Consider the following 6,119-nt stretch of genomic DNA (forward strand, 5'->3'; position numbering starts at 1 on the left):
CCGAAGCCCACTGCTGGGGGTGTCTCGACGGTCCCGTATGGCGAGCCCGCCACGGTCTCTGTGGTGGAGGCTGGCGCTGGTGTGTATCGGCTCGATCTGGGTGTGCCTGAGGGGCGGCGGGGTGAGCGCGGCGATGACGGGCTTTCCCCGGCCGTGGCCGTCGGTGCTGATGCCCGCCTCGTCATCGACGGCACCCCCACCGGCCCTGCCCTGACCGGACCCGCGCCGACTGTCACGGCTGGCACCACGTCCACACTGGCCCCCGGCCAGTCGGCGACGGTGCAGGTGCGTCAGACGGGGCCGGGTAGTTACGCGCTCGATGTTGGTGTCCCGAGAGGTGTGGCGGGTGATGGTGCGCCGGTGCCGTCCGGGCCGTGGCCTGTCACCGCGACACAGGTGGCGGCAGGCCAGCCCCCGACCGCTGCCCTGACTGGGCAGTGGCCCGACATGGCGCTACAGCTCGGGCTCCCGGCCGGTCCACCCGGGAGCCCCGGCCCGCCGGGTGCGGTGCCGACCGCCTCCGACTATCTCGTGGTCGGCCCCGGCAGGCCCGATATCCCGTCCACCACGTCCCTGACGGCGTCCCAGCTCGCAGCACTGCCGGTGGGGTGTGAGTACCGCTCCACAGACGGCGCGAGTGTGGGGGCGTGGCGGTGGCAGCGAGTACTGACGGACACCCTATGCTCCCGCGACGGGTGGCTCTGCACCGTCGGAGACACCGGTTTCCGGGACGTGGCACCACTGAGCCCCTACTACGACCGGATGAAGACGGGTGGCTCCTGGGATCGTGTGCTCATCCTGAGGCGCGTCGGCAGCTCGATCACGCTGGACTACGGTTTCCGCACCTCAACCTCGGAGTACGAGCCGATCATATGGACCTTCACCCCCGGGTGGAGAGTTTTCGCTCGCGGCGAGCCGTACTCCTACGCGAGCAGCGGCCAAAGCTTCACCCCCCTGCGCCTCAGTGGAGACGAGTTGAGGGTAGCCCCTGGGGCCACACGCGACGGTGGGGCGTACATGGGCGTTTTTAGCGGGCAGTCGCGCGACCCGTGGCCTGTCGCCCTCCCCGGCACCCCACACAACACCTGACAAGGAGATCACTATGGCAATCACCATCCACGCATCCGCTGAGGAGGTCCGGCTCGCCGAGGAAGACGCTGGCCTCGCTGACCGCATCCGACGCGCCACCCGCCTCGCAGGCATAGCCGAGGGGGAGGCGACCATCCACATGTCCCGCATCATCGGAGCCCGCATCACCGTCGGCGGCGAGCAAACCTCCCTCGCCACCCTTTACGCCTACCACTGGGGCGCGGCGTGCAAAGCGTTCTCGGGTCGCGTCCCGTCACGGAAGGCGGTCTGGGACGAGCTCGCCGCATGCGGTACTCACCCGGCACGGGTCACGGACGCGGCGATCATGCTGGCGGTGCAGGCCGTCCTCACCACCTAGACCTAACCCTGGCGCAAGCAACTGGCCCCCGCCCCCGTGGCGGGGGCCAGCTTTTTGCTGCCTCAGGCGCTAGTAGCGCGTCGTGCTCATCATCGTAGCCACTCCACCTCGAGATCGGGATCAGTCAGCATCGCCCGCCCGGCAGCGGCAGCCCACCACCCCCGAGGCCTGTCACCCACCGGGTGGCGCGACAAATCAATCGGCACCTCAGCGTCCAGCATCCGCCGCACCTGCTCATCATGGCGGGGCCAGCTCAGCCCAGATCAGAGCCTCGGCCCGCTCACTGATCCGGTCCCGCTCAGACTCCCACGACCGCAGGCCGCCGCCGTCATCGGCTGAGGGTCCGGTACACGGTGCGTCGAGTGAGACCCGATTGGCGAGCCAGTTCCATCACTGACACCCCCCGCTGATGGGCCGCGACGATGGCGCCCTGTAGCTCGGCCATCGCCTCACGCTCCGCGATCCGCGCAGCCAGCAGCGTGGCCGCGAGGTCGGCGAGGGTGGCGTCGCCCAGGACGAGCTTCGCGGCGCCCATGAACTCCGGGGAACCCGTGCCGGGCTCCCCATCGTCGGGGATCGTCTCGCACAGTGCCGCGTCGGCGGCCAGCAGCTCGGCGCGTTGGGTCGGGGTGGCGGTCGTGTCGGACAGCCATGCGTCGAGGTCGTGCTCGGTCATCGGTGCGCGTGCGGTGGTCATGCGGTCACCCACTCGGCGCGCTGGTAGTCGTAGCGGTAGGTGACGCCTGCGGCGACGAACGTGTCGTTGCGGTAGTTGGGGTCGGCCTCGCTGGTGGCGTCCTCGTCGTAGCCGTCGAGTCCGTAGATGACGTCCCGGAACAGGTTGTCGCCGTCGTAGCCGTTGAGTTGCTCAAGGATGCTGGGGCGGCGGTGGCGCTCGACAGCGGCCCAAAACTCGGCGTCGTCGGCGGTCTGCGTCCACCGGTACTCGGTGCCCTCGCCGATGGTGTCGAGCACCTCGGCGGCGATCGCGTCGATGTCGTACTCGTCGCGGCTGGCGTCACCGGACTCGATGGGCTCGATGATCTGGCGGAGGATGGCCTCGTCGCGGGTGGTGTAGCTGGTCATGGTCTGTCTCCTGTCGTGTGGTCGGTGGTGGCTCAGTAGCCGTAGGGGTCGTCGTCGATGATGTCCGTGCAGTCGCAGCTATCGATGTGGCACTCCGTGACGGACTCGCCGCCGACCGCGCTGGCGAAAGCCTCGCCCTCGGGGGTACGGTGCGCGGGGAGGCTGTGGTAGACGATGCCGAGTTGCGCATTGGCGGCCTCCCAGAGCTGGCGGGCGAGGCCCTCGCCGCGGCGATCCTCGCGGGTCTCGATCTGCATGACCTCGGCGTCGCTGATGCTGACGTACAGCTCGGAGGCGATGCCCTGCTCGTCGGAGATCTCCCAGATGTGGTTGGCTGTGTCGGTCTCGCTGTAGTAGCTGCCGGTGCGGTAGGTGATCGTGGCGTTCATCGTGGGTTCCTTTCCCTATCTGATGTATCCCAGTATACACATGTGGGTACCGGTATGCAAGAGGGGATCGAGAAAACACCGGGGAGATTTCTTGGCCGTGCATCTAGCGTGCATTAGTGATGCGGTCCCATGCGGTCTCATGAGCACTCCTGCGGACCAATGCAGACAACGAGAAGCCCCTGACTAGGTATGTCTCCTAGTCAGGGGCTCCGACGTATTGTGCGCGAGAGAGGAGTCGAACCTCTCCGCACTGAGCGCAAATATCCGATCCTCTCGCCCCGCGTGCATCTAACGTGCACTAGTGTGGTCAGCATGGCACGCACTCGCCGAGCATTCGGCACCCTCCGCAGACTCCCCTCAGACCGCTACCAGGCCAGCTATATCGGCCCCGACGGGCAGCGTCACCGAGCACCCTCCACCTACCTCCTGCGCTCCGACGCCGAGGCATGGCTCCGCGATGAGGAGATCGCCATCGACCGGGGCACATGGATCGCTCCCAGCGTCCGCGCCCCCGAGGTCGCCGCCGTCACCCTCGCCGCCTACTGCGCCGACATCATCGCCCGACGTCAGCGCCGTGCCCGCAAGCCGCTGCGCGACTCCACCGCCGCCCTGTACCGCCGCCTCGTGCAGCAGGTCATCGCCCCCACCCTCGGACGCATCGCCGTGAGTCAGATCAGCCCCGAGGCCGTCCGTGCATGGTACGACGCACTACCCGCCGCCACCGCCACCCAGAACGGCAACGCCTACCAGCTCCTGCGCTCCATCCTCTCCGATGCAGTGGAGGATGGCCTGATCCCGACCAATCCGTGCCGCATCCGCGGGGCGGGGAAGCCTGCGCCGGCGCACCGCTCAGTCGCGCTCAGCCCCACCGAGCTGCGCACCTACCTCGCCGCCGTCCCCGACCGGTGGCGCGTCATCCTCGCGATCACCGCATGGGGGGCGCTGCGATCCGGTGAGGTGCGGGCACTGCGGCGCTGCGACATCTCCGACGACGCCACCACCATCCGTGTCGAGCGCACCGCCGCCCGCATCTCCGACCCGGACGGCGGGCGGCGGTGGCACATCGGGCCGCCCAAAACCACTGCCGGTATCCGCACAGCCCACCTGCCGCCGTCCATCGCTGAGGGGATCGCTCAGTGGCTCGCTGACTGGGATGCCCATCACCCGGACGCCACCGGCGACGAGCTGCTGTTCCCAGCCCGTGGCGGTGGGCCACTGAGCGATGGGTCCATCTACCGCGCCCATCAGCGGGGTGCACGGGCCGTGGGTCGGCCCGGCATGTCCGTCCACGACCTCCGCAAGACGGGGGCGACGCTGGCCGCTCAGTCCGGCGCGACCGTCCGCGAACTCATGGCGCGGCTCGGGCACACCACGCCGGGGATGGCGATGCTGTACCAGGTCGCCACCGACGAGCGCGACAGGGCGATCGCGCAGCGCATGGGGGAGCTGGGTTAGCGTGTCACGTCAGCGATGCGTACCTGCTGGGTGGCAGGTATCCCGCGACGCTCCCAGTTGCCGATGCTGCGCTCGGTGACGCCGAGCTTGTCTGCGAGTTGCCCCTGCGACCAGCCCCGCCTCAGTCGCGCCTCTCGGAGCTGCTGGCCGGTGATCATGTCCACCACGGTGACAGGAAAAATCGGGAAAGATTCGGGGTCATGAGGAAAGAGTAGCCGCTCAGCAGGGAAACACATCGTTGTAATTACGCAGCGCGCACCCTAGTCACTGCCAGTTTCTTGGTAGTTTAGTTTCCTTACTTGACTTCTTTCCTGTTCTTTCCTACTCTCTTCTTATGGAAGCAACCAGACTCGTGAACGGGGCAGCGGTCGCCGCTCTCCGCAACGCGGTAGGGATGAAGCAGGTCCGCCTCGCCAAGGACGTCGGAGTGTCAGGCGCATTCCTGTCCAACATCGAAGCCGGACGCAAGCAGCCCGGCCCCCAGACCGCACGCGCACTCGCAGACGCCCTCGGCGTCCCGCTCGAGGCCATCACCTACCCAGCGATTCGCCGGACGGTGGCAGCATGAGCGCCACGCTCGTCCCCTTCGCCTACGGCGATGCCACTGTCCGCGTCGTCACCATCGACGGCGAGCCGTGGTTCGTCCTTACCGACCTGTGCAAAGTCCTCAGACTCGGCAACGTCAGCATGACCGCCAGCCGCATCGCCGACGATATGAGGGGTGTCACTCAGATTGACACCCTTGGCGGCGCGCAGCAGATGACCATCGTCAGCGAGCCCGGCATGTACGAGGTGGTCATCCGCTCAGACAAGCCGGAGGCCGCGACCTTCCGCCGCTGGATCACCAGCGAGGTCCTGCCCTCCATCCGCAGGACGGGCGGCTACCGGGTCGAGTCGATCACCAAGCGCGAACTGGCGCTGATGGTCGTGGAGGCTGAGGACGCCCGCGAACTGGCCGAGCAGCGCGCCCGTGAACTCGAACCCGCCGCACGCGCATGGTCCACCATGGTCGCCTGCTCCGGCGACTACGCCGTGGACGAGGCCGCAAAGGTGCTCTCACGCGACCCCGCGATCAGTACCGGACGCAACCGCCTGTTCGAGACGATGCGCGAGCAGGGCTGGATCTACCGCTCAGGGCATCGCCAGCAGTGGCACGCCTACCAGTCGCAGATCGAGTGTGGACGGCTGGCGCAGAAAATGGCGTCCGGCCCGTTCCTCAACCACCGTACCGGCGAGTTGGAGCTGCCCGCCTCGACGATCCGCATCACCGCCAAAGGCTTGTCGGCTCTGCACCGCATCCTCGGTGGCACCGCTGACCTCGACTCGCTCCTGGACAGCGAGGTCGCGGCATGAACGTGCAGCGGGTCGCCCAACTCACTCAAGCCGTGACGGTGCTCACGATCTGTGCCCGCCTGCTGCTCACCGTCACCGAGCTCGACTGCCTGTCTCAGCACTCGGCTGACTCGATAGAGGGGCTGGCTGATCTGGCCCAAAGGTACGCCGACGAAGCCGACGCTGAACTCTCTGCCGAGGTGATGTCGTGAGCGGCGACTGGATGACCCGCGCCGAGGTGGCCGACCTGCTGCGCGTCAGCCTCACCACCGTCGACCGGCTCGCCGCCGACGGGAAGCTTCGCCGACACAAGCCGTCCAGCAAGCGAAACGGGCGCGTCTTGTTCTCCGCCGCGCAGGTCAACCGGCTCATCACCAGCTCCAAGACGCGCTGACCCCACCAAACAGATC

10 protein-coding genes are annotated in these 6,119 nt (G+C 67.8%); 6 read left to right on the plus strand and 4 right to left on the minus strand.

The features are described 5' to 3' along the window. Positions 1-1,102: 1,102 nt before the first annotated feature. A complete protein-coding gene (locus tag ACTQY5_RS10825) occupies positions 1,103-1,447 on the plus strand; it encodes a hypothetical protein (RefSeq protein WP_441042222.1) in 345 nt (114 codons plus the stop codon). Positions 1,448-1,775: 328 nt separating this feature from the next. Here the strand turns inward: ACTQY5_RS10825 and ACTQY5_RS10830 are convergent, their stop codons facing one another. The 3 genes from ACTQY5_RS10830 to ACTQY5_RS10840 are packed head-to-tail and all read right to left on the minus strand — an operon-like array spanning position 1,776 to position 2,922. Beyond that, positions 1,776-2,144, minus strand: a complete 369-nt coding sequence (locus tag ACTQY5_RS10830) for a helix-turn-helix domain-containing protein (RefSeq protein WP_441042224.1) — start codon at positions 2,142-2,144, stop codon at positions 1,776-1,778. Then, a complete protein-coding gene (locus tag ACTQY5_RS10835; protein ID WP_441042226.1) occupies positions 2,141-2,533 on the minus strand; it encodes a hypothetical protein in 393 nt (130 codons plus the stop codon). Before ACTQY5_RS10835 ends, ACTQY5_RS10830 begins: the two co-directional genes overlap by 4 nt. Before the next feature lie 32 nt (positions 2,534-2,565). Then, on the minus strand, positions 2,566-2,922 hold the full coding sequence (locus tag ACTQY5_RS10840; RefSeq protein ID WP_432232227.1) for a hypothetical protein: 357 nt from the start codon (positions 2,920-2,922) through the stop codon (positions 2,566-2,568). Positions 2,923-3,234: 312 nt separating this feature from the next. Between ACTQY5_RS10840 and ACTQY5_RS10845 the strand changes: the two genes are divergently transcribed. Then, entirely contained in the window at positions 3,235-4,377 is a 1,143-nt protein-coding gene (locus tag ACTQY5_RS10845; protein ID WP_441042228.1) for a tyrosine-type recombinase/integrase, read from the plus strand. Here ACTQY5_RS10845 and ACTQY5_RS10850 read toward each other — a convergent pair. Further along, entirely contained in the window at positions 4,374-4,613 is a 240-nt protein-coding gene (locus tag ACTQY5_RS10850) for a helix-turn-helix transcriptional regulator (protein ID WP_441069401.1), read from the minus strand. The genes ACTQY5_RS10845 and ACTQY5_RS10850 overlap by 4 nt on opposite strands. 98 nt (positions 4,614-4,711) lie before the next feature. Between ACTQY5_RS10850 and ACTQY5_RS10855 the strand changes: the two genes are divergently transcribed. From ACTQY5_RS10855 to ACTQY5_RS10870, 4 genes are read left to right on the plus strand one after another with little or no spacing between them, the layout of a single operon-like run. Continuing rightward, positions 4,712-4,945 (plus strand): helix-turn-helix transcriptional regulator, encoded by a 234-nt coding sequence (locus ACTQY5_RS10855; protein ID WP_366150681.1) that lies wholly within the window; start codon positions 4,712-4,714, stop codon positions 4,943-4,945. Beyond that, positions 4,942-5,730 (plus strand): phage antirepressor KilAC domain-containing protein, encoded by a 789-nt coding sequence (locus ACTQY5_RS10860; protein ID WP_441369200.1) that lies wholly within the window; start codon positions 4,942-4,944, stop codon positions 5,728-5,730. The genes ACTQY5_RS10855 and ACTQY5_RS10860 overlap by 4 nt, the downstream gene beginning before the upstream one ends. Continuing rightward, positions 5,727-5,921: a hypothetical protein gene (locus tag ACTQY5_RS10865; RefSeq protein ID WP_441042234.1), complete on the plus strand. Its 195-nt coding sequence runs from the start codon at positions 5,727-5,729 to the stop codon at positions 5,919-5,921. Before ACTQY5_RS10860 ends, ACTQY5_RS10865 begins: the two co-directional genes overlap by 4 nt. Then, positions 5,918-6,103: a helix-turn-helix domain-containing protein gene (locus ACTQY5_RS10870; protein WP_441042236.1), complete on the plus strand. Its 186-nt coding sequence runs from the start codon at positions 5,918-5,920 to the stop codon at positions 6,101-6,103. Before ACTQY5_RS10865 ends, ACTQY5_RS10870 begins: the two co-directional genes overlap by 4 nt. Positions 6,104-6,119 lie beyond the last annotated feature (16 nt).

This window comes from Acidaminococcus sp. HCP3S3_H5, from assembly GCF_052122235.1.
Taxonomy (GTDB): domain Bacteria; phylum Bacillota; class Negativicutes; order Acidaminococcales; family Acidaminococcaceae; genus Acidaminococcus.